The organism is Paracoccus sp. IB05 (genome assembly GCF_016405985.1).
GTDB lineage: Bacteria > Pseudomonadota > Alphaproteobacteria > Rhodobacterales > Rhodobacteraceae > Pseudogemmobacter.
The window spans coordinates 1-19,156 of sequence record NZ_JAEFCF010000060.1; the positions used below are offsets into that span (position 1 = coordinate 1).

At 59.6% G+C, this 19,156-nt stretch carries 24 protein-coding genes and 1 tRNA gene; 12 read left to right on the forward strand and 13 right to left on the reverse strand.

All coding sequences use genetic code 11. The annotated features are described in order from the left end of the window. Positions 1–137 precede the first annotated feature (137 nt). From JC607_RS23740 to JC607_RS23760, 5 genes are all read left to right on the forward strand, one after another. Entirely contained in the window at positions 138–1,148 is a 1,011-nt protein-coding gene (locus tag JC607_RS23740; protein ID WP_198839203.1) for an ABC transporter permease, read from the forward strand. After that, the gene (locus JC607_RS23745; protein WP_198839204.1) at positions 1,141–1,992 is read left to right on the forward strand and encodes an ABC transporter permease; all 852 of its coding nucleotides are present in this window, start codon (positions 1,141–1,143) and stop codon (positions 1,990–1,992) included. Before JC607_RS23740 ends, JC607_RS23745 begins: the two co-directional genes overlap by 8 nt. Then, positions 1,989–2,861 carry an ABC transporter ATP-binding protein gene (locus tag JC607_RS23750; RefSeq protein WP_198839205.1) on the forward strand — a complete coding sequence of 291 codons (873 nt, stop codon included), beginning with the start codon at positions 1,989–1,991 and terminating at the stop codon, positions 2,859–2,861. Before JC607_RS23745 ends, JC607_RS23750 begins: the two co-directional genes overlap by 4 nt. After that, positions 2,854–3,657, forward strand: coding sequence for an ATP-binding cassette domain-containing protein (locus JC607_RS23755; protein ID WP_198839206.1), 804 nt, complete (start codon positions 2,854–2,856; stop codon positions 3,655–3,657). Before JC607_RS23750 ends, JC607_RS23755 begins: the two co-directional genes overlap by 8 nt. An 867-nt stretch (positions 3,658–4,524) precedes the next feature. Continuing rightward, positions 4,525–4,600, forward strand: a tRNA-Thr gene (locus JC607_RS23760). Between the two features lie 1,126 nt (positions 4,601–5,726). Here the strand turns inward: JC607_RS23760 and JC607_RS23765 are convergent. The 10 genes from JC607_RS23765 to JC607_RS23810 all read right to left on the reverse strand — a co-directional run bounded on the left by JC607_RS23765 (position 5,727) and on the right by JC607_RS23810 (position 11,908). Next, positions 5,727–6,098 carry an HNH endonuclease signature motif containing protein gene (locus JC607_RS23765; RefSeq protein ID WP_198839207.1) on the reverse strand — a complete coding sequence of 124 codons (372 nt, stop codon included), beginning with the start codon at positions 6,096–6,098 and terminating at the stop codon, positions 5,727–5,729. A 112-nt stretch (positions 6,099–6,210) separates the two neighbouring features. Beyond that, positions 6,211–7,527: a DUF927 domain-containing protein gene (locus tag JC607_RS23770; protein WP_198839208.1), complete on the reverse strand. Its 1,317-nt coding sequence runs from the start codon at positions 7,525–7,527 to the stop codon at positions 6,211–6,213. A 1-nt stretch (position 7,528) separates the two neighbouring features. Then, positions 7,529–9,115, reverse strand: a complete 1,587-nt coding sequence (locus JC607_RS25860) for a DUF927 domain-containing protein (RefSeq protein ID WP_198839209.1) — start codon at positions 9,113–9,115, stop codon at positions 7,529–7,531. Between the two features lie 3 nt (positions 9,116–9,118). Then, positions 9,119–9,394: a hypothetical protein gene (locus JC607_RS23780; RefSeq protein ID WP_198839210.1), complete on the reverse strand. Its 276-nt coding sequence runs from the start codon at positions 9,392–9,394 to the stop codon at positions 9,119–9,121. Positions 9,395–9,539: 145 nt separating this feature from the next. After that, positions 9,540–10,217 carry a hypothetical protein gene (locus tag JC607_RS23785; protein ID WP_198839211.1) on the reverse strand — a complete coding sequence of 226 codons (678 nt, stop codon included), beginning with the start codon at positions 10,215–10,217 and terminating at the stop codon, positions 9,540–9,542. A 345-nt stretch (positions 10,218–10,562) separates the two neighbouring features. Next, on the reverse strand, positions 10,563–10,997 hold the full coding sequence (locus tag JC607_RS23790; protein WP_198839212.1) for a hypothetical protein: 435 nt from the start codon (positions 10,995–10,997) through the stop codon (positions 10,563–10,565). Next, complete coding sequence (locus JC607_RS23795; protein ID WP_198839213.1) at positions 10,994–11,158, reverse strand: hypothetical protein; 165 nt, start codon at positions 11,156–11,158, stop codon at positions 10,994–10,996. Before JC607_RS23795 ends, JC607_RS23790 begins: the two co-directional genes overlap by 4 nt. Beyond that, a complete protein-coding gene (locus tag JC607_RS23800) occupies positions 11,155–11,439 on the reverse strand; it encodes a hypothetical protein (RefSeq protein ID WP_198839214.1) in 285 nt (94 codons plus the stop codon). Before JC607_RS23800 ends, JC607_RS23795 begins: the two co-directional genes overlap by 4 nt. After that, on the reverse strand, positions 11,436–11,714 hold the full coding sequence (locus tag JC607_RS23805) for a hypothetical protein (protein ID WP_198839215.1): 279 nt from the start codon (positions 11,712–11,714) through the stop codon (positions 11,436–11,438). The genes JC607_RS23800 and JC607_RS23805 overlap by 4 nt, the downstream gene beginning before the upstream one ends. Beyond that, complete coding sequence (locus JC607_RS23810) at positions 11,711–11,908, reverse strand: hypothetical protein (protein ID WP_198839216.1); 198 nt, start codon at positions 11,906–11,908, stop codon at positions 11,711–11,713. Before JC607_RS23810 ends, JC607_RS23805 begins: the two co-directional genes overlap by 4 nt. Before the next feature lie 690 nt (positions 11,909–12,598). Here JC607_RS23810 and JC607_RS23820 point away from each other — a divergent pair. The 5 genes from JC607_RS23820 to JC607_RS23840 all read left to right on the forward strand — a co-directional run bounded on the left by JC607_RS23820 (position 12,599) and on the right by JC607_RS23840 (position 15,489). Next, positions 12,599–12,949, forward strand: a complete 351-nt coding sequence (locus JC607_RS23820) for a DUF4145 domain-containing protein (RefSeq protein ID WP_198839218.1) — start codon at positions 12,599–12,601, stop codon at positions 12,947–12,949. After that, positions 12,949–13,458, forward strand: coding sequence for a hypothetical protein (locus tag JC607_RS23825; RefSeq protein WP_198839219.1), 510 nt, complete (start codon positions 12,949–12,951; stop codon positions 13,456–13,458). Before JC607_RS23820 ends, JC607_RS23825 begins: the two co-directional genes overlap by 1 nt. Positions 13,459–13,626: 168 nt before the next feature. Next, entirely contained in the window at positions 13,627–14,262 is a 636-nt protein-coding gene (locus tag JC607_RS23830) for a hypothetical protein (RefSeq protein ID WP_198839220.1), read from the forward strand. Beyond that, positions 14,259–14,756, forward strand: coding sequence for a hypothetical protein (locus JC607_RS23835; RefSeq protein WP_198839221.1), 498 nt, complete (start codon positions 14,259–14,261; stop codon positions 14,754–14,756). The genes JC607_RS23830 and JC607_RS23835 overlap by 4 nt, the downstream gene beginning before the upstream one ends. Positions 14,757–15,108: 352 nt before the next feature. Continuing rightward, entirely contained in the window at positions 15,109–15,489 is a 381-nt protein-coding gene (locus tag JC607_RS23840; RefSeq protein ID WP_198839222.1) for a hypothetical protein, read from the forward strand. A 91-nt stretch (positions 15,490–15,580) separates the two neighbouring features. Here the strand turns inward: JC607_RS23840 and JC607_RS23845 are convergent, their stop codons facing one another. Continuing rightward, the gene (locus JC607_RS23845) at positions 15,581–15,817 is read right to left on the reverse strand and encodes a hypothetical protein (protein ID WP_198839223.1); all 237 of its coding nucleotides are present in this window, start codon (positions 15,815–15,817) and stop codon (positions 15,581–15,583) included. Between JC607_RS23845 and JC607_RS23850 the strand changes: the two genes are divergently transcribed. Then, on the forward strand, positions 15,816–16,523 hold the full coding sequence (locus JC607_RS23850) for a hypothetical protein (RefSeq protein WP_198839224.1): 708 nt from the start codon (positions 15,816–15,818) through the stop codon (positions 16,521–16,523). The two genes, JC607_RS23845 and JC607_RS23850, sit on opposite strands and share 2 nt — an antisense overlap. Before the next feature lie 72 nt (positions 16,524–16,595). On the opposite strand, the gene JC607_RS23855 is transcribed toward JC607_RS23850, so the two are convergent. Next, the gene (locus JC607_RS23855) at positions 16,596–18,047 is read right to left on the reverse strand and encodes a DUF4041 domain-containing protein (protein ID WP_233093124.1); all 1,452 of its coding nucleotides are present in this window, start codon (positions 18,045–18,047) and stop codon (positions 16,596–16,598) included. A 219-nt stretch (positions 18,048–18,266) separates the two neighbouring features. Between JC607_RS23855 and JC607_RS23860 the strand changes: the two genes are divergently transcribed. After that, the gene (locus JC607_RS23860; RefSeq protein ID WP_198839225.1) at positions 18,267–18,545 is read left to right on the forward strand and encodes a hypothetical protein; all 279 of its coding nucleotides are present in this window, start codon (positions 18,267–18,269) and stop codon (positions 18,543–18,545) included. A gap of 200 nt (positions 18,546–18,745) precedes the next feature. Here JC607_RS23860 and JC607_RS25655 read toward each other — a convergent pair. After that, positions 18,746–19,156, reverse strand: a 411-nt coding sequence (locus JC607_RS25655) for a hypothetical protein (RefSeq protein ID WP_233093125.1), incomplete at its 5' end; no start/stop codon positions are given.

Sequence of the window (19,156 nt, forward strand, 5' to 3'; positions counted from 1 at the left end):
ATGCTTCGGGTGCGCTGTTGCCGCATCTGATGAAGCGCGGCTGAGGGTGGAGGCGCCGGGGGCTTCGCGCCCCCGGACCCCCGCGGGATATTTTCAGACAGAAAATGACAGAGGCATGAGCCTCTCTGGGCGGCGTGATGCAGCTATTGAGAACTCTATTGGGGCGGCTGGTGACGACATTGATCACGCTTTTGGGCGTGGCGGTGATTGTCTTTGTCGTCATCCGGGTCGTGCCGGGCAATCCGATTGCGATGATGCTGCCGCCGGGGGCGGGTGAGGCTGATATCGCGCGGCTGAATGCGCTTTACGGCTTTGACCGCTCGATCCCGGAGCAGTTTTTCATCTGGCTGGGCGGTGTGGTACAGGGCGATTTCGGCACCTCGATCACGGCGCGCCAGCCGGTGACGGGGATGGTGCTCGGGCGGCTGCCTGCAACGCTGGAATTGTCGGTCATGGCGCTGGTCATGGCCTGTATCATCGGCGGCTTTCTCGCGATCTGGGGCACGCGGCGGCGCGAGACGAAGACCGAGGCGGCGATTGATATTGCCAATGGCATGGCGCTTTCGGTGCCGGATTTCCTTTGGGGGCTGTTGCTGATCCTTGGGTTTGGCGTGCTCTGGCCGGTGTTTCACATCTCGGGCCGGGTGACGCCGTCGCTGGATCTGCCCTTTGTCACCAATTTCTACCTGTTCGAGAGCCTGATCCGGCTGCGGTTCGATCTTTGGGCTGATATCGTCAGCCATATGTTCCTGCCGGCGCTGGCGCTGGCGATCCCTTTATCGGCGATCATTGGGCAGCTTCTGAAGCAGAGCCTGAAAGAGACCATGCATCTGGATTACGTCACACTCGCGCGGACGCGGGGGTATGGCGAGACGCATGTCATTCTGCGCGAGGCCTTGCGCAATGCGGTCCTGCCGACGCTGACGCTGGTGGGGGTGCAATTCACCTTTCTGATCGGTGGCACCGTGATCATCGAGCGGCTGTTCTCCTATGAGGGGCTTGGCAATATGGCCATTGAGGCGGTGATCAACCGCGATCTGCCGCTGATCCAGGGGATCGTGATCCTTTTCGCGCTGATCTTCACCGGGGTGAACCTGGTGGTTGATCTGCTTTATGCCGTTCTGAACCCGAGGCTGCGCCATGGCTGATGCCCGTTCGCTTGTGAAACGCCGGGCGGGGCCGCGGCTCTGGCTCTCGGCGGGCTGGATTGGTCTTGTGGTGCTGGCGGCGGTTTTTGCGCCGCTGATAGCGCCTCAGGATCCGCTGGCGCAGGATCTGTTTCTGGGCCGGATGCCGCCCTTCTGGATGGCGGGGGCCGAGCCGGGTTACTGGCTCGGGACCGACAGCCTTGGGCGTGACGTGCTGAGCCGGATCATTTTTGGCGCACGGATCGCGCTTTCGGTGGCGCTGGTGGCGGGAGGGATCACCTGTATCCTGGGCGCAGGTCTGGGGCTGATGGCGGGCTATATGCGCGGCTGGGTGGATACTGTCATCTCGCGCTTTATCGACATCTGGATGGCCTTTCCGCCGGTCCTGTTTTCCATCCTGCTGATCGCGGTGATGGGGCCGGGGCTCATCTCGATCATCGTGGCGATTGTGGTGATCGACTGGACGCGCTTTGCCCGGGTGATCCGGGCCGAGGCGATGGGCCAGGGGGTAATGGATTATGTCGCCTCGGCACGCGTGGTCGGGCGGGGCCGGATTTCCACCATGCTGACCGAGATCCTGCCCAATGTCCTGCCGACCATCGTGGTGCTGCTGACGCTGGAAATGGGCATCGCAGTGATCATCGAGGCGATCCTGAGTTTCGTGAACCTTTCGATCCCGACCGATGACCCGACCTGGGGCGGGATGATTTCCGAAGGGCGGATCTCGATCAACCAGGCCTGGTGGGTTTTGGTCTTTCCGCTGATCGCGCTTTTCCTGACCGTTCTCGCCTTTTCCCAGCTGGGGGAAGGGCTCAAGAACCGCTACGATCCGGTGCTGCGATGACTTATCTTGAGCTGAAGGGCCTGTCAGCGCGGATCACGCGCCAGAACCACCCGCTTTTGCGCAGTGTTTCGCTCTCGGTTGCGCCGGGCGAGGTGCGGGGGCTGGTTGGGGAAAGCGGTGCCGGCAAGTCGATGATCGGCAAGGCGGTTTTGGGGATCCTGCCGAAAGCGGTCGAGGTGACGGGGGGCGAGATCCTCCTCGGCGGCGAAGACCTGCAGCGCCTGTCTGATAAAGATCGGCGGCATCGGATCGGTCAGACCTGTGCGCTGATCCCGCAGGATCCGCTGACGGCGCTGAACCCGTCGCGCCGGATCGCGCCGCAGATCACCGACCGGCTGGTGGACATTCTTGGATGGGAGCGGGCGCGGGCGGTGGCGCGGGCCGAAGAGCTGCTCGACGAGGTCAGGATCCAGGATCCCGCGCGGGTGATGCGGGCCTATCCGCATGAGCTTTCCGGGGGGATGCGGCAGCGGATCCTGATCGCTTCGGCCTTTGCCGCCGCGCCGAAACTGATCGTCGCCGATGAGCCGACGACCGCGCTGGATGTGACGGTGCAAAAGCAGATCCTGAAGCTTATCAGGGATATGCAGGCCAGGCATGGGACGGCACTTCTGTTCGTGACCCATGATCTGGGCATCGTATCCAAGGTCTGCAACCGGCTCTCGGTGCTTTATGGCGGCATGGTGGTCGAGGATAATGACGTGCCGGGTTTCTTTGCCGGCCCGCGCCATGCCTATTCGCGGGCGCTGCTGGCCGCGACGCCGAAATACACCGATCCGAGTGCCAGCCTGACCCCGGTGCCTGACCAGGTCATCGCGGATGTGCGGGCCGAGATCGACGCCTTTGACCGGGAGCGCGCGCATGTCTGAAGAGCTTTACCGTGTCGAGGGGCTGCGTCTCTCGCTCCCCGATCTGAATCGCAAACCGCTTTGGGGGCCGGCGCCGCGCAACGAGATCCTCAAAGGCCTCGATTTCGGCATCGCAAAAGGCGAGATCATCGGGATTGTCGGCGGATCGGGCTCGGGGAAGTCGACTCTCGGGCGCTGTCTGGTGCGGCTGCTGGAGCCGACGGCGGGCCGGCTCCTGTTTGAGGGCCAGGACATCACCCATCTGAATGACGCCGCGCTGCGCCCGCTCAGGCGGCGGTTCCAGATGATTTTCCAGGACCCGATGTCATCGCTGAACCCGCGCCACCGGGTGGGTCAGCTGATCGCGGCGCCTCTGCGCCTCCATGGCGTTGCAGATGTGCGGGGCCGCGTGGCCGAGGCGCTGGATCTCGTGGGCTTCCCGCAGGATATGGCCAGCCGCTACCCGCATGAGATGTCGGGCGGCCAGCGGCAGCGGGTGGGGATCGCCCGCGCCATCGCGCTGCGCCCGGATTTCATCCTTGCAGATGAGATCGTCTCGGGGCTGGATGTGTCGAGCCAGGCGCAGGTGCTGAACCTGCTGGAGCGGCTGGTGAAAGAGCTTGGCCTGACGCTGGCCTTTATCAGCCATGACCTGAGCGTGATCCGGAGGCTGTGTTCCCGGATCATGGTGCTTTACCAGGGTGAGATCATCGAAGCCTCTGATACGGCAGCGCTGTTCGGCCAGCCGCGGGCGGCCTATACAAGGGAGCTGCTTGATGCGATCCCCTTGCCCGATCCGGATCAGGTCTGGGCCTGAGAGATTGCGCCATCCCGGCCGGGGACGTCCGCGCCCGGATAGGGCCGGGGTCATCGGCGGGACTGGTCAGGGCGAGGGCCGTTGCCTCGCAGAATGTGGCGCGTGCCCTGCCGCCAGAGCAGATGGCGGCCCCGGCTGGCAGGGACAGAACATCGCGACTGTCCGAATCGCGCGTCGCCTGGAGCGATTTGACAGGGGCCACAGTTCAGGGCGCCCTGGACGTCTTGATTCTGCATCGATCTGAACCGACATGCTGCCGGAGCCGGCCAGCCGTGAAGTCCCGGTTCGTGAGGCCGGTCCTTGCCCCGGTCAGCCCTTGGGTGCGACATAAAAGAGCGGCGCAGGCAACGATTTTGCCATGCGCGCAACTCCCGGAAAGGCGCCATCCGCTCGCGCCCGCGGCCACAGAGGAGATGCAGCTGCAAGCCCGACAGGCCTGAGATCACCCTGCGCCCGCCCAGGTGTCACGCGGAGCCGGGACGAGATCATGGATGTCGCAGAAGAGGGTGTTCAAGGAGATATAGAATAAAATTTTGATAAATATTGCGTTTTTGTTGGAGCGCGTGAGTTCTTTGCCAGATTACCAGATTGCCGCCCGTTACGCGATCGCGCCGCCTCTATGCTCTGAAGCGGGCGGTCCTGTGCCCCGACCTCTCTAACGCGCGGGCCCGGCCAAGGGAAATTGCCGTGAACGGACACTGGACAAGAAGGCCTGGCGCGTTTAAACGGGCGCCTGCATAGCCTCGGTAACGCGATCGGCAGAGCTTTCATGGGCAGCGATTTCGGTGCCCAGTGACAGGCAAAGCCAAAGACTTCTGAGGCCGCAGACGACAAGCAGGACAAAAGAGGGGCCTGCATCTGGAATATGCCGCTGTAGCTCAGCTGGTAGAGCACGTCATTCGTAATGATGGGGTCGGGGGTTCGAGTCCCTTCAGCGGCACCAGTAACTTACTGGAATACCAGCACAAAATGGCCGCCCTTCGGGGCGGCCTTTTGCTTTGGCAAAGTCATGGAACCACGGCGGAACCATATTCAGAACCGGGTTCATGGGGGCTTCAATCACGGAAAAGTGAGGCCACTTCACTACAGCCCTAAAGGGTTTAGCCACCGGATCTGTATCTCGGCAAGGAATAGCAGCGTGGTGAGTCGCGTGTGGCCTGCACCTGTAGCGGTCAGTCAATTCCCAGTCACCGTTCCCAAGATCGAGGTGTGGTCGATCATAGATCGCACGCATCGCGACAAATCTCATATTGGACCCTGCGTTTCGCGCGGGGAACAAGGGGAACACGGGGAACAGCCTTATTTTATCGGCGATATTGCTGTTCCCCAACCCTGAACGACATGGGGAACACAGGGGAACAAGCCACGAGAAGGCTTTCCCGAAAATCTCCAATTAGCTCATATCTTGTAAGAAGGCCCACACGCTGGTCCCCCAAAGGGTCCAAAAGTCTGGAACCACCCCCCCGGGTGCCTGCGGTCGATCTGACCACCGCTGGGGGGTGGACCTACTCCCGATGCGGTCCGTCGCCAGTCGATCCGGCTTCCACCAGCGGTGAGAGTTGGATCCGGTCAGGCCCTGATTTCGGAGTGTGGGCGAGAGGTCGGGTCGCGTGACGCGCCAACCTGCCAGAGCAAGGTTTATGGCTTAGCCGCCACTCCAGAGTTGGATTGACGAGGCGCACGCTATTCGTTCGTCTGGTCCATCCTGCGATGCAGGGCGAAGGCATGGCGCTGGTCGTGATGCCCCGCAGCTCCACGGGCTATGCTGAACATAGGGGAAAGGTGTGGTCGCCATGACCATGGCCCCTGCGTCGTCGCCATTCGTCGGCACAGGCGCGGGGGAGTGGGTCGCCGCAAGCGGGCCGGTGCTATCCCTTTTCAGGAAAACCGCGCCGATACCCTGATACGGTAGTGCCTATCGCTGTCGGCCTGGCCGCTGGTCGTGTGCCGATCAATCCAGCGCCATGCACTCGCATTCGTATCGCAGACGGCCAGAACATCACCCTCGGCGTTCCTGACCTCCTGTTTGCCATCGGGTCGAGGATGGATGCGTAGAAAGCCCTCAACCATCACACTGCATCTTTCGGTTTCCTGCCGAAGCCACCCTCACGCCGAACGTTCTTGCACGAATTGCAGGGGCGGCACATGGGTTGCCAGTTGCGGACATCCATCCTCAGGGCATCATCGCCCTTGAAGGCAATCCGGTGATCGACGACCGTGGCCTCCTCTCCGCAGATAACGCAAGCACGGTTTTCGCGGCGAGTTAGGAACAGTTTTGCGGCCCGCTCCCAATCCTTGTCATAGCCCCGCTGCCGAGCATTCGGGCGCTTGGCATCATAGATTTTGTCTGCGGCCCGCTTTCTGGCCTTTTGGCACTCACATTTGATCCCGGCCGGAACCACCTTGCCACAGGTGCATATTCTGGGGGCTTTGAACGGCATTTACTTCTCCCGGATCACTTGCTTGAAGAGGGGCTGACGGAAAATCGCTGAACTCATTCGGAAAATCTTTTTCCTCATGGGATTGCTCTTTTGGGGCATAACGCGAGCCGGGTTAGTCATCCGCCAAGATATCCGCAGACACGACATAGCAGCGGGCCGACTTGCTGATCCCCGGAAGGCGTTGCTTGGTCTGCGGCTTGCCATCGGCTCCGGTCAGCATGAAGCTACGCCCGACCAGGACACGGGCAACGCGGCCCGGATCCATACCCGCGCAGACCTCTTTCCATGCTTCGGGGAGGAAGATGTATTCCCGCTCACCATTACGGACCCGGACAAACCCGGCACGGTTGATGACACGCGTGTCGATGGTCTGGTCAGGTGTTTCGAGGTCGCCCTGAACGAGCTCGAAGCGGCTCGCCCCATGCGCTTCTAGGAAACGGCGCACGACGGAGATTGCCTCACGATCCTCAGCTGCATCCGTCCCTCCGCGACCAACAATCCACGCATCGAAGCAGGTCTTTGCCGCGGCAAAGGCATCGCCGGACGTCCAGGGCAGCACGTTGAACTCCAGGGCCAATTCGCCAGCCGCTGCGGCCAAAGCAAAGCGAGCCAGAACACGGGAGACCTGCCCATCAGCACCGGCAGCCATGTTCTTCTCCTGGAATGCCTTCATAAGCTCCGCGACGCGTTCGACATTCCCGGATTGATCCTCGACCAACTTCTTCAGAAACGCGATGGAGGGGTGGCCATAGTTGCGAGAAGCGGCGGCCTTGAAATGCCGGGCCAAAGCATCAGGCCCGGTAAAGCCGTGCAGATCTTCAAAGATGCCCATCCCCGCACCGGCATCTGCCACAATGTCGACGATACGAACTTCCTGACCCGCCATGACACGGCGGTTCCGGCTGTCCTCTGCCATCTTCTGGGCCAGACTGATTTCGCCTGATGACAGGAAGAGAACACGCCACTCGGCAGCCTTGCGCGCCTCACCGCCACGCCCCGCACGTGCCTTGCCTTGCCCGTTGCTGAGCATGTAGGCGACTTGCCCAGCTTCACGGGCATCGATTTGCCCAATCTCATCGAGGCAGAGCAACGTATCACAATGTAGGGCGGCGATGCCCTCGAGGCCGTTCGATGTCGCCCTCCAGGTGCCGACATAGCCGTTAATACCGCCGCCACCCCAGACCGAACCGGCAATCTGAAGCGCTGTGGTCTTGCCGGTGCTGGATCCACCCCTGAAATGGAACCCGCCTCCCTCGACGCTCAAAGGCTGAAGCAGAGGCCCGGCAAAACCAGCGGACAGTGCCAGCATCAGACGGCTGTTGCCGAGGACGTTCTCGCCAATCTCAGTCTGCCACGCGGCCAAAGAACCTGCACAGCGATAAGGATTGTCGAGCGGGACGGCACTCTGGAAGATGACGCGTTCATTCATATCAGAATACTCCGATGGTCTGGGAGGGAAGGACAAAGGCTCCTCCGCTCCATCCGATGCGAGCAACGCAGCGCACCTTCTCTTCAGGCTGGGCGGAACCGATGTATTCGAGGAGAGCCTGCCTCGCCTCGCGGGCTTGAGAAGGAACCAATCCAAGCGAAAAGAGCCTTTCGCGAATGGCGCTGCCGTCACCTGACATAAGGCTCATGGGCATTGCCCACCGCTTGCGGCGGCCATCACGGTCGACAACCTCGAGCAAGCGGCCCCACTCTTCACCATCGGCATCGCGGGTTTCGGCCAGCACACGCAGCTCAGAGCAGATCGGTGCCCATTTGGTGACGATCCTTCCGGTTTCTTTGTCCATGCGCTCACTGCGCTTCCAGACACCAGCCTTATTCACCTTGAACGGCCACTCGGATTTGGGTGGCGCGGGCTCTTCCTCCTCGGAAACTAGGGCGTTGTCTGGCGGGATTTGCTCTTTGGGATCTGCAAGAGCATCATCTGGCTTACTGTCCCCAGTGTGCTGATCCGCAGCCGGTTGCACCTCAGGGCGAGCGTGCAGCCTGGCCTCATCGGCGTAATCTCGGACCGCCGCATTAAAATCTCCGCCCTTCTCATGGTGAACGTAGAGGTCGAAGGCATCGCCATGGCAATGACCCTGCGGGGTGGTTCTGCCAATGCCAGCCGCCGCATCGCTGGCAGAAAGGCTGATCCAGTATTCGCCATACTCGCGGGTTGCATAGCTGCCCGAAGTCTGCATCGGGCTGCGCCAGTGATGGCTCTGTCCAGCCTGCCGATACCCGTAGCGCGCCAGCAGATCTGGAACAGTATTGTTTTGGTTGAAGTGATCCACCGGCTTGATGTCGTTACGTGTCTCATTTGGCCGGATGGTGCGCCGCTCACGTTCTTTCCGGGCAAACGCCTGTGCAGCCTCGACCTTGGCGCGGTTCTCCTCGCGAAGCCGGATAATCGGATGCGCCGGCGTGAGTGCAAGCGGCTCCCCCTTGTGGATCCGGTATTCGTAATACTCACCTTTGTTCGGCAAGTAGATCAGTTGACCAGGCCGGGCCAGCGCGCGATCCGGGATCAACGTGCCAGCGCTCTCTTCTTCCAGAAGATCGTAGAAAGCCACCATCGTGTCGCTGAAATCAGCACCGGGAATGAAGCCCATCAGCGGGATCAGCACACGCCACTTCTTGTTGTCCTCGGTGGCTGAACGAGAAGAATAGACAATACACCGGACGTCAGGCAGCACGGTATGCACGGTGCCCAGAACGTCGGTGAGCGCCAGATTGTTCTGGTCGAGATCAATGGCCACCCAGAAGAATTGCCCATTCTTGCGCTGCACCTCATGCGCGCGGGCATCGGACCCATTGTAGGTCGACGGGATGAACCACTGGGCCTTATCCTTCGGCACAGAGGGCGGGCTTTTCACCATGGCAATGATCTGCTGCCCATCAACAGTATTGTAGGGCTGGCCGACCATCTTCGCAGGATTGGGGCGTCCATCGCTCAGGGTCAGGACATGGGTATCGCTCTGGCCGAAGCCGCTGGCGAAGCTGAGGGCAGGTTTGGCCTGAGCGTTCATGGCCTACTCCTCCGAGGTAGAGTCACGGAGCGGACCGAGTTTTTCGGCCGCCCAGGCGTCGAGCGAGGCACGGGGATAAAGAGGCGTGCGGTTGACCTTCTGGAACGGCGGACCGCCGCCCCGAGTCGCCAACGTGGCGAGGGTGGCAGGAGCCATCGTGATGCCATGCGCCAGCTCCAGATACTGGCTGGCGTGATCCCGGCGCATCCGGGGCTTTTTAAGCAAGACCTTCAGGCAATCCTCCTCCGGTCCCGCAAACGGGTTATTCTGCTCGGTCATCGTCTTTGTTTCCTTAGGGCAGCGTCTGGCGGCGCTTGTTCGATATCCCTATTGTTGGTTCGGTCGGAGAAAATCCAAAGAGAAGATTTGAGCTATCCACATATTCCGGCAAACAGGATGCGAAATAAAATATTGAATACACTCACTATTCTTCGAATTGGTTTCGGTATCCTCCGTTTATGCAGACGCTCGCATCAACAAAAAAACTGTAATCAATACAGGTCGATCTTGCCCATGTGGCGTTCAATCCGATCAATTCCCGGTCGCCTTTTTCACGGTTCACGAGATCGGGGATTTCAGGGGTCTGAAAGTGCAGCCTGACCCATTGATTGCCATCGTCGAGCATCACTTTGGCCGTGCCAAAATCGAGCCCAGGGACCACTTCGGTGATTGTGACCGTCATATTGGTGATGCAGAACCAGCTACCATCCGAATCAGCAACGACATCATCTCGCCTGGGTTCATCAGACAGAAGGCTGGCGAGAAGCATACCGAAGTCTTCGCATGATTCAGCAATTGACCAGTGCTTCAGTTCCTCATCTGCATCAACGAGGCCATCGTATTCCAGTTCTATCTTCGGCTGAAGTTTTGCGTTGCGCAGGATCTCAACAGCATAGGGCGCGTTGACAGCATCGCCAGCTCCGGCAAGACCGATGACCAGATCAGCGACCTCGTTAGCATGCATGTCCGGAGCGCCACGGCCCCGCTTTCCTGTCGGCAAAATGCCCGCATCCCGAAGGACACGAGCGTAATTGCTGATGGTCGCGGCGGACTTGCTGTCGTGCTTCGCGATGAGTTCGATGATTGCCGGTAGCTTCGCCATGCCGCTCGCCCTGTTTCTCTTTTGTGAGTAAAGCTCAGAATAGATCGTCGCGCAAGTCATTTCGAGTTTTACTCACAAAAGAGGTGACGACGAGTTGCGCGGGGCGGGCTACGGCAGAGGGCGAGTGTAGATCCGGGCGTGGATCGTGCATCTTTCGGCGTCAAGCGAGAGGGCAAAGCCGCCATCCTGTCGGGGTTTTGGGGCTAGCCCGATAAGGCGCGGGCCACATGAAGTGGTGATGCGGCCCGCGACTGGGCATCTGCGGCACTGATCGCCAACAGAGCGCTGGCCAGCAGCCTGACCTCTCGCCTGCCATCCTCTGGGGCATGAACCCGCAAGCCCGCCTCACGCATCGGCCTGCACCCTTTGCCACGCGGGGAAGCCCGGCATATCCAGAGAGGCCCTGAGCCGCGACAGCGCCATTGACCGGGCCGCCTCATGGGCAAGCACCCGGTTTTCATCCTTGGCGCACTGCATGGCATAGGTGCCCCGACCTGACACATCGATACCCACGGCCAGCCATGTCACCCCACCGGGCAGCAGGCGCTTCTCTCCCTCATGAAGCGGGAAGGCGCGGGCCTCGGCCTCGGACAGGGGCAAGGCCATAAGTTCGCCCCCGGCTTGCATCATGCGGGTGAAGGCTTTTTCCAGCACGGCGATGGCGACCGGATCGGCCACGGGCAGCATGGCCTTTCCATCATAGTCGAAGCAGCAGCGGGCCAGCAGGGCGGCAGCGGTGGCGGCAGTTCGCTTCATGGCGCGGCGCTGGTTTCGGTTCATGCGCCCACCCCCATCGCCTGATGGGTCTGGTCGGCCAATGCCTCGGCGGTCTTGAGGCAGCGATGCAGATCCACGTCCAGTTTGCGCGGATCGGCCGCACCCTCGGCGATATGCCGGGCGGTGACAGCGCAGACGGCCACATCGGCGGGATGGCAGCTCATGCCTGCACCTCCGGCCAATCGGTCAGGGCGCGGTCGATGCAGAGCCGGGCCAGCCTGAGCCGGGCGGCGTTCACCTCGGCATAGCGGGGCTGGCGGCGGCGCTTTCTTGCACCAGTCACAAGCCAGCCCGTGAACAGCAACAGGTCGTCGGCTGGGATAAGCGGCACCAGTGCGGCCAGGGCCGCATCTGCCGGGGCCATGATGATGCTGTGGCTATTGAGAACGAAGGGCGCACCGGGCAGATGCAGCACCCGGCCATCGGTAAGGCGAACGCTGCTCATGCCCGACCCTCCAGTCCAGTGCAGGACGCGAAGGCTTTGGCCTTTTCGAGGTTCCCCCTCACGCGGTTCTCCACTTCCTGCCTGTGGCCCAGTTCCTCGGCGAGCATTGCCACCGATCCGCCAATCACGGCCAGATGTTCGTGAATGGCACCAAGCGTGGTGGCAACCTGGTCAAGATCGGCACGGTCGGTCATTTCGATGGTGCGGCGCATATGCATGACCAGACCGATGACGGCGGCCAGCACTTCGGGTTGGGTTGGGTTCTCTGTGGTCATGCCCGGGACTCCCCGATCAGGCGGCGGGTGTCGCGCAGGGCGTGGCGCATGTAGCTGCGGGCCTCGCGCTCAGGCTGGCTGTAGGTGGGCCGCTCGGAGGCGTCCAAGGCCAGCACAAGACTGTCGTGGATTTCGTAAAGGATGGCGGAAGGCAAGCCGGTATTGTGCGCCGGATCGGCGTTAAGAGCGCTCATTCGTGATACCCTTAGTTGTCTTTGTGATGCCACAGGTATAACATGACTTCGACGCATAGTGTCAATACTCTTGGCATCACAAATTATACCTGAGGGATAAATGAACTCTGCTCAACTACGTGCTGGCCGTGCGCTGGTCCAGATTAGCCAGGCTCAGTTGGCAGAAGCATCAGGCGTGTCGCTTCCGACCATCAAGCGTTTGGAACTGATGCCAGGACCGCTTCGGGTAAGGCTGGATACCATTACCGCGATACAAGCTGCCCTTGAAGCTGCCGGGGTCGAGTTCATCCCCGAGAACGGTGGCGGGGCTGGAGTGAGACTCAAGAAGGAAAGCACATAGTGTCTATCGAAGGTGTCGAGACGATAAAGGCCCCGTGTCCAAAGTGCGGTGGATATCGGAACTGCGTCGTGCGCGGTCGCCACTCAGAAACGGTAGATTACACCGAGTATCCTGGGCAAGTATACGAATGCACAACAGGCCATCTGCTGCAGTGCTGTGGATGCTCGGCATTATTCTACAAGGAGCAGTTTTACTTCTCTGAGGAAACGGAAGAGGCGCGCGATCCAATTAGTGGAGAGTGGGGAGTAGTCCAGGTCACACACGACCGTTACTGGCCCACCACGGAGGCTCGAGCACGGCCCGAATGGTTCGCACAGCTGCCCGGCATTGATCCCCGATTGAAGGATTTGATGACCGAACTCTATTCAGGTCTCGACAATGGTTTATCGACATTGGCAGGAATTGGAATTCGAACCTGTTTTGATAGAGCCACCGAACTGGTCAAGGTTGATACCAATTTATCGTTCGCCCGAAAATTGGATGCCTTGTTCGCCGATGGTAGAATAGGTTCCACTGAGAAAGACATTCTTGTAGCACTGATCGACGCGGGTAGCGCTGCTGCGCATCGTGGATGGTCGCCTTCATCAGGTGATCTGAGAACAATGATGGATGTGCTAGAACAGTTCATTCATAGAACCTTCTTCTTGCGGCACGAGAGTGAACAGTTGAGAGGCCGCGTCCCGGGCGGAGGCCGAAGCTGATGACAATTAACCCTAAGATCTTCGATCTCTTTCTTATCTTCTCACAGTTCGAACGCGCACTGATCAAAACTAATGATTTCATCAGAAGGTGGCCTAATGATCAAAGCGGCCGCCCAGCATTCGCTGATTGGAACAAGCTTTCTCGGCTACTTGGCGAGGCGTTCTGGATCGGGCTTCGTCAAGACGATGCGACCCGGAAGTTATGGGAGGAGCCGCCGGGGCAGTGGGTGATTGGCGAGAATTGGCGTCCCGATTGGAAAATGCGCGGGGCAGATGAGGCTATTAATGGGGAAGCTTGGCACGAGAGAGGGCTTGAGCCCGCAAAATGGGTGAGAGACTGTGTATTCCATGGTCACAGCCAAGATATGATACCTCGATATAAGGACCTCATTGAGGCCAGCATTACGGTTCTGTCAAAAGTTGTAGATGAGTGCGCCCAGTCCGATAATCCGGAGCTCAAACAGTTTTGGGAGAATTTCGCCAGCGTCTACTTGCAACCGGAAATCTGAAGCTGGTCGCCTCTGATTTACGCCCTCAGCCCCAGCGAAATCGGCACATGACGCTTGCACGGCAAGCCGGTAGATCGGCAAACGAAGTGACGCGGCACGCCATCTTGCGCTAATCTTGGGTGGCCCGGATACTGCTGGGAAGGGTTGGCGAGACAAGGGGAGTCGAGATTGGTGGAATGCGACAATGATCTGGAAGGGTTGAACAGGCAGCACGCGCTGCGGGCGCACCAGGTTCATTACTCCTATCTCGATAAGGGGAATGAGGCCGCGATTTCCAGCGGACAGGCCGCAGTCAAGAACCTCTTCCTTATGCATGGCGGGGCTTTGATCGCCATGCTGACGTTCACGTCCGGCATCCTGACGAACAACGCCTCCACAGTGCGGGCGGATAGTCTGGTTGATCCGATGATGCGTTTCGCTTTCGGGCTCGCGTTGGCTGCGGCCGCCTCGGCCGGAACATACCTGACGAACTATTGTTACTTGGCCGGTGCGCACAACCAAACACTGGTTTGGAACCACCCCTACCTAGAAAAGGGACGCGCGTCGAAGGTTTGGGAGGGTTTCGGCGTTGCTCTCCATGTAGCCACTGTGTCGCTGGCCTTTGCCTCCCTCATTTTGTTCGTCTGCGGCTTCTTGGGAGTGAAAGAGGCTCTGGTGGCTGCATATGACGCGGCCCAGATCGAGGACACCAGCGGCGCTTCGACAGAAAGTGCAGAGCGACCTGTGTCAGTTCCAGTCGTAGCTGGCGGCGATGTCGGAACAGAGGCCAGCGCCATCGCGCCAAGTATCACTGAAGAGCCATGAAGATCCGCCTTCCCGCCCCAGTCGCGGACATCTACCGCGCAGTGGAGGCGCTGTCCGCCGCCTACCCTGGTCGGAAATTCATACCCGACGGCCATCTTGTCGGATCAATCGGCAAAGTCGTCGCGGCCGAGGCCCTTGGGCTGACGCTCTACCCCGGGTCGCATCCTGGGCATGATGCAATCGACGCAGATGGTCGGGATGTGCAGATCAAGATGACAGGCGGCAAATCCATTTCGCTTTACGCGACATGCGACCGACTTGTGGTGCTGAAGGTGGTGTCGCCCGAGGAGGCCGAGATTGTCTATGACGGGCCGGGTGCGCCGGTATGGGATGCGGCAGGGGCTATGCAGAAGAACGGGCAGAGGCCGATCAGCCTGACCAAACTGCGAACAATTACCGCCGTTCTCAATGCTCAAGGCGGACAACACAGAGTAAACCAGAAAGCTGAAAAAGCCTTAGGCAACGCATTCAGCACGGAGAAGCTGTATGGCTGAGCCGTCCCAAAAGTGCGCCTACTGCGGTGAGGTGCGAGCACTGGTCAGGTCGCATGCCATTCCTGACGCGCTCTTCAAGGACCTTAAAGCGAGCAGAGGTGGAAGCCTCCGACAGATCCATCAAGACCTTGGTATCAGCACAACATCCACCTCGGGCTATGCACGCTTGCTTTGCGGTGAATGCGAGGCACGGTTCAACCGTCTGTGCGACCATGACGCGATTTCGGCCATCCGCCAGTCTGTGGCAGCAAATGGGGCCGGGACCTGTCCCCATCAAACGCTTGCTCACTTCATATGCTCGGTGCTTTGGCGCGCCCTTGAATCGTCTGCTAAGATTTACTCAGGATATAGAGTGCCCCAAGAGGATCGAGAGAGGATAAAGGACGTTGTGTTTGAGCGTTGCCAGCCGTTCGACATGTTTTCGTTCGAAGTGGCAATGCTATTTGATGGGCAGGGGGAGCTGGGGGCAGGGCAGTTATCTCAAGCCATCGCCGTCCCCTATTGGGCAACAACCACGATTGGCGAGAAGAAGTATAGTATCCACCACTTCATTGTTCGTGGGGTTTTTATGGCTGCCCTGTCGCCAAGGGTTCTGCCGTCGCTGGCCGATTCTCGGTATCTCGCCCCAAACGGTGCCGGATTGCCAAATTCCGTTCGGGACATTCGCACACTGTCCAGCTTCAGTAAGATCGCGCACCTTGCGAAGCAGAAGGCCAAGGGGGTGAAATACTAGAAAGATCCTACTGCGCCCCCGCCGGCCATCTCACTTGGCGCATACAAAATGTGGTTTCTTCACCCTACTAAAGGCTCGGCGACCTGCCCTGTCACGCCCTTGCACCGCGCCAGACATCCAGGAGAGAGAAGGCTGCCTCCAGTGAGGCTAGGCGGGCGAGCACTTTGATGCCTTGTGGAAAGCGGGCTTCCGATGTCTCGAAAAGGAAATACCCACCGAAGCCCAGATGCTCCGCACCGCTATTTATGATGGACTCACGCGAAAGCTCAGCGATATGAATCGCCCTGTGATTGTCCAAAAATGCAGTTCCAAGGAAACCTTCTTCCATGACTCGTTCTCCCGACAGCCCGCGCATCTCGGCCAATGATCTGGCTCTTTATATGGTGTCTTCAGACACGGCCCGTCTTGGCATCATCAAGCGAGCCGCTGAGCCCCAGACCTTCGTCGTGACGCGCTATAAGGACGTTCGGCCTACAGTAAAAGCCTTTCTGACCGATTTGGCGAGAAGCAATCGTCCCCTCGTGCAAGCTGAGGCAATGTTTGCCCAGAGGGCGGAAGACCCAGCGGAAACTCCCATCAGGCAAGATGATGCCCGGCAATCCATCGAGGTGCTTCGCGCCCTCCAAGCGATGTCCAACCAACTGTCATCATTCAGCTTTCACGATACTCCCCAGTCCCAACCGAAGCTGACAATCGCGGGCGTTGAGGTGTCGGTTCGCGCAGATCTGTGGGTCCATGGCGCCTCTCGCGGGGTCGAGCAGATCGGCGGGGCGCTTCTGCGCATGACGCAGGATGACGCCGAGACGCCCTCGGCCGCAACCAAGCGCCGTGATATGGGACTGTATGCAGCCACTCTGATGCGGCTTCATCTGGACGGCAACAACCCCAGTGATCGGACCCCAGCGAACCGCCTGTGCATGTCGATTGATATCCGGCACGGGCAGGTATTCGCGGCACCAACTTCCAACGCCCGGCGAATGAGTGACATCGAGGCTGCATGCAGGGGCATCGCTGCACTGTGGGGAACGGTCTGAAAACTGATCTGGTAGCTGTCGCCTGGGCAGCCTCAGATGTGGAAGCTCACATAACTCAGGCTTGAGGGTGAACTATATCGCATCTGGGAACACCGCCTCTTTCTGCTGGATTTGCGCCTCGAGCTGGGCGTTCCGCAGTGCCATCGTCTCCCGGTATTCCTGCGCCTCGATGTCCCGGAAGAACGATGCGCCGGGGGCCAGACGCGTCACGGCCTCCTCAACCTGGTCCAGCGAGACGCGGAAAAACTCTTTCCGCATGTTGGTGGCGTTCACCCGCTGCTTGGCGAACTCGGTGTGCAATGCCCGTTCTAGGGCCGGGGCTTCGTCGCTGTAGATGATGGCATGGGTGTCGAAGAAGAAGGGCACACTGGCATCGCCCAGCTCGCGCACCCGGTCGGTGGGGTCGAGCCGCCGTGTCAGGCCGATCTTCACCATGTCAGGCCCGAAAGCTCCCATGTTCGAGATGATATAGACATAGCCTGAACGGGTCATTTCGGCCATCGCCTGCGCCCGCTCGACCTTCGCATGAGCCTCGGCAAGGTCCCGTTCCAGAATTTCGATTTGCTGCGAGTAGGCCTCCAGCTTCGCGCCGTGCGCCCCGAGGGCTTCGGTCTTGGCCTTCTCAAGCAGCTTCTGGTATTTGGCCTCTTCCCGCTCGGCTTCCTCCATCTCTCGGATCAGCTTCTGCTCTTCGCGGGCGGCACGGGCGGCTTCGGCGCGCTCTTCCCGTTCTTCCTTCTGCTTCTCCCGATATTCGTGGGTCAGGCGCAGCTCCTTCAGCTTTGCCTGGTAATAGGCCTCGGTGATGGTGACAGCATTCGACGCGTTCAGCTTGTCGATCTGTTCCCGGGCATAGCCGATGCGCTTCACCATGGCGTTGGCATTGTTCCAGCGAACATTGGCGATGGCGGCGTCACATTCATTGTTGAAGGCGCGCAGGGTCAGCCTGATGTTGCGGCCGGTCATGGTCTGCCCCTTGGACTTGCTCCCATCCACCGTCCAGTTCGTCGTGCAGATCGAGGCCGTCTTCGCCGAAACCATCGCTTTCTGTTCGGCTCGGACACGGTCGATGGCATCCTTGAACTGCTCGCTGTCAGTGAAATCGAAGTGGGGCTCATAGACGCCCATTTCCGCGAAGGCGAGGCGTTCATCGAACAAGGCCACTTCCGAGGCGAGCCGGTCATAAATGACCTTCTTCTCGGCATACTGGCGACGAAGGTCCGCGATGCTTGATGCGACCGTTGCAGCTTCCCTCTTAATGGATGCCGCGCCGTTCTCTGCCTCCGTGAGGATCTGCTTAGCCGTGGCATCTGCGTCGATCACAGGAGCAAAGCGCGTCTCCAACTCGGTCAACTTGCCTTCGACAGTTTCGCGGCGGGCTGCCCCCTTCAGCACGAGGACCACCAAGACCATGACAATGATGGCCGCCGCGACCAAGGTCGGAATGACCAGGGGTTCTGGAATTCGCATCTTCAATCCGTTGTTCGAATATTCGGTGATGAGCCTATGCCGGGGCGTCATCATTCGGGAAGCAAAATTCTCCCGAAGGTTGCATCATGACCGGCTCGGCCTGCTGGTCTGTGGCATTTGTTGGGGTTTGTGCGGCGTTGAGGTGCCTCGCCTATCCCTATATTGTCGGGAGAAAAACAGCGTCCAGTATGTTTTACGGATCTTTTCGGCAATCAAAGCCGGGAGTTTTGCCGCCAAGTGCGGATGCGGCGAGGAACCGAGGAGAGCAGACGCATGACTGACGACACGCCCAATATCGTGCATTCCGGAAAGAGCCCGTCTGTGGTGGTCGACGGCCTGCGGTTCAACAGCCAGATCTACAGGGGTGAGGGCGAGAAGGGCTGGATCCTTGAGGTGGTCGATGCCGACGGCACCAGCCACGTCTGGGAAAATCGGTTCGCCAGCGACCGGGGCGTGCGCAACGAGGCGATCCAGGACCTAGAGAAGCACGGCGCCCGGGCGTTCATGCGTGGCGATGACGCGGGGAACGTGGTGCCGTTCCGGCGGGGATGAAGAGCGAAAGACACCGCGCTCGTTTCCCTCTGATGTCCTGCCACTACCGCCCACTGGCCTTCACTGGTCTTCACTACCGTCCACTACCGCCCACTGGCCTTCACTGGTCTTCACTACCGTTCACTACCGTCCACTGGTCTTCACTACCGTCCACTACCGCCCACTGGCCCACCTACAGGCTTGATGCGAACATCAAGAGGCTACAGGTCTACATCCTTTGCGGAACGGATGGCATTTATCCATGCGGCAAACGATCTAGTCGGCAATCGATAAACACCTCTTCTAGTCTCATCCTGCAAAATGATCTGCTTTGCCTTGAGGGTAAGAAATGCATTGTTTACATTGCTTTCGGACACTCCAGATTCTTTGATGATTGTCTGCCTGTTGACCCACTCGTCACCATGGACAGCCATCGCGTCCAAAACGCGCCTGTAGTCTTCCGAAGATATTCGGGCATGATACATATCATTGAAGAATTTATCGCCCAGCTGCGCTAGCGCTCCGCCCTCGTCAAAAGCGCCAACTCTAACATCATCCGCGTCAATAGTGTTGTCATGGCTTTGTTGCGCTATTCTGATTGAGGCCGCATGTGTCCCTTTCCCGCTAGCTTC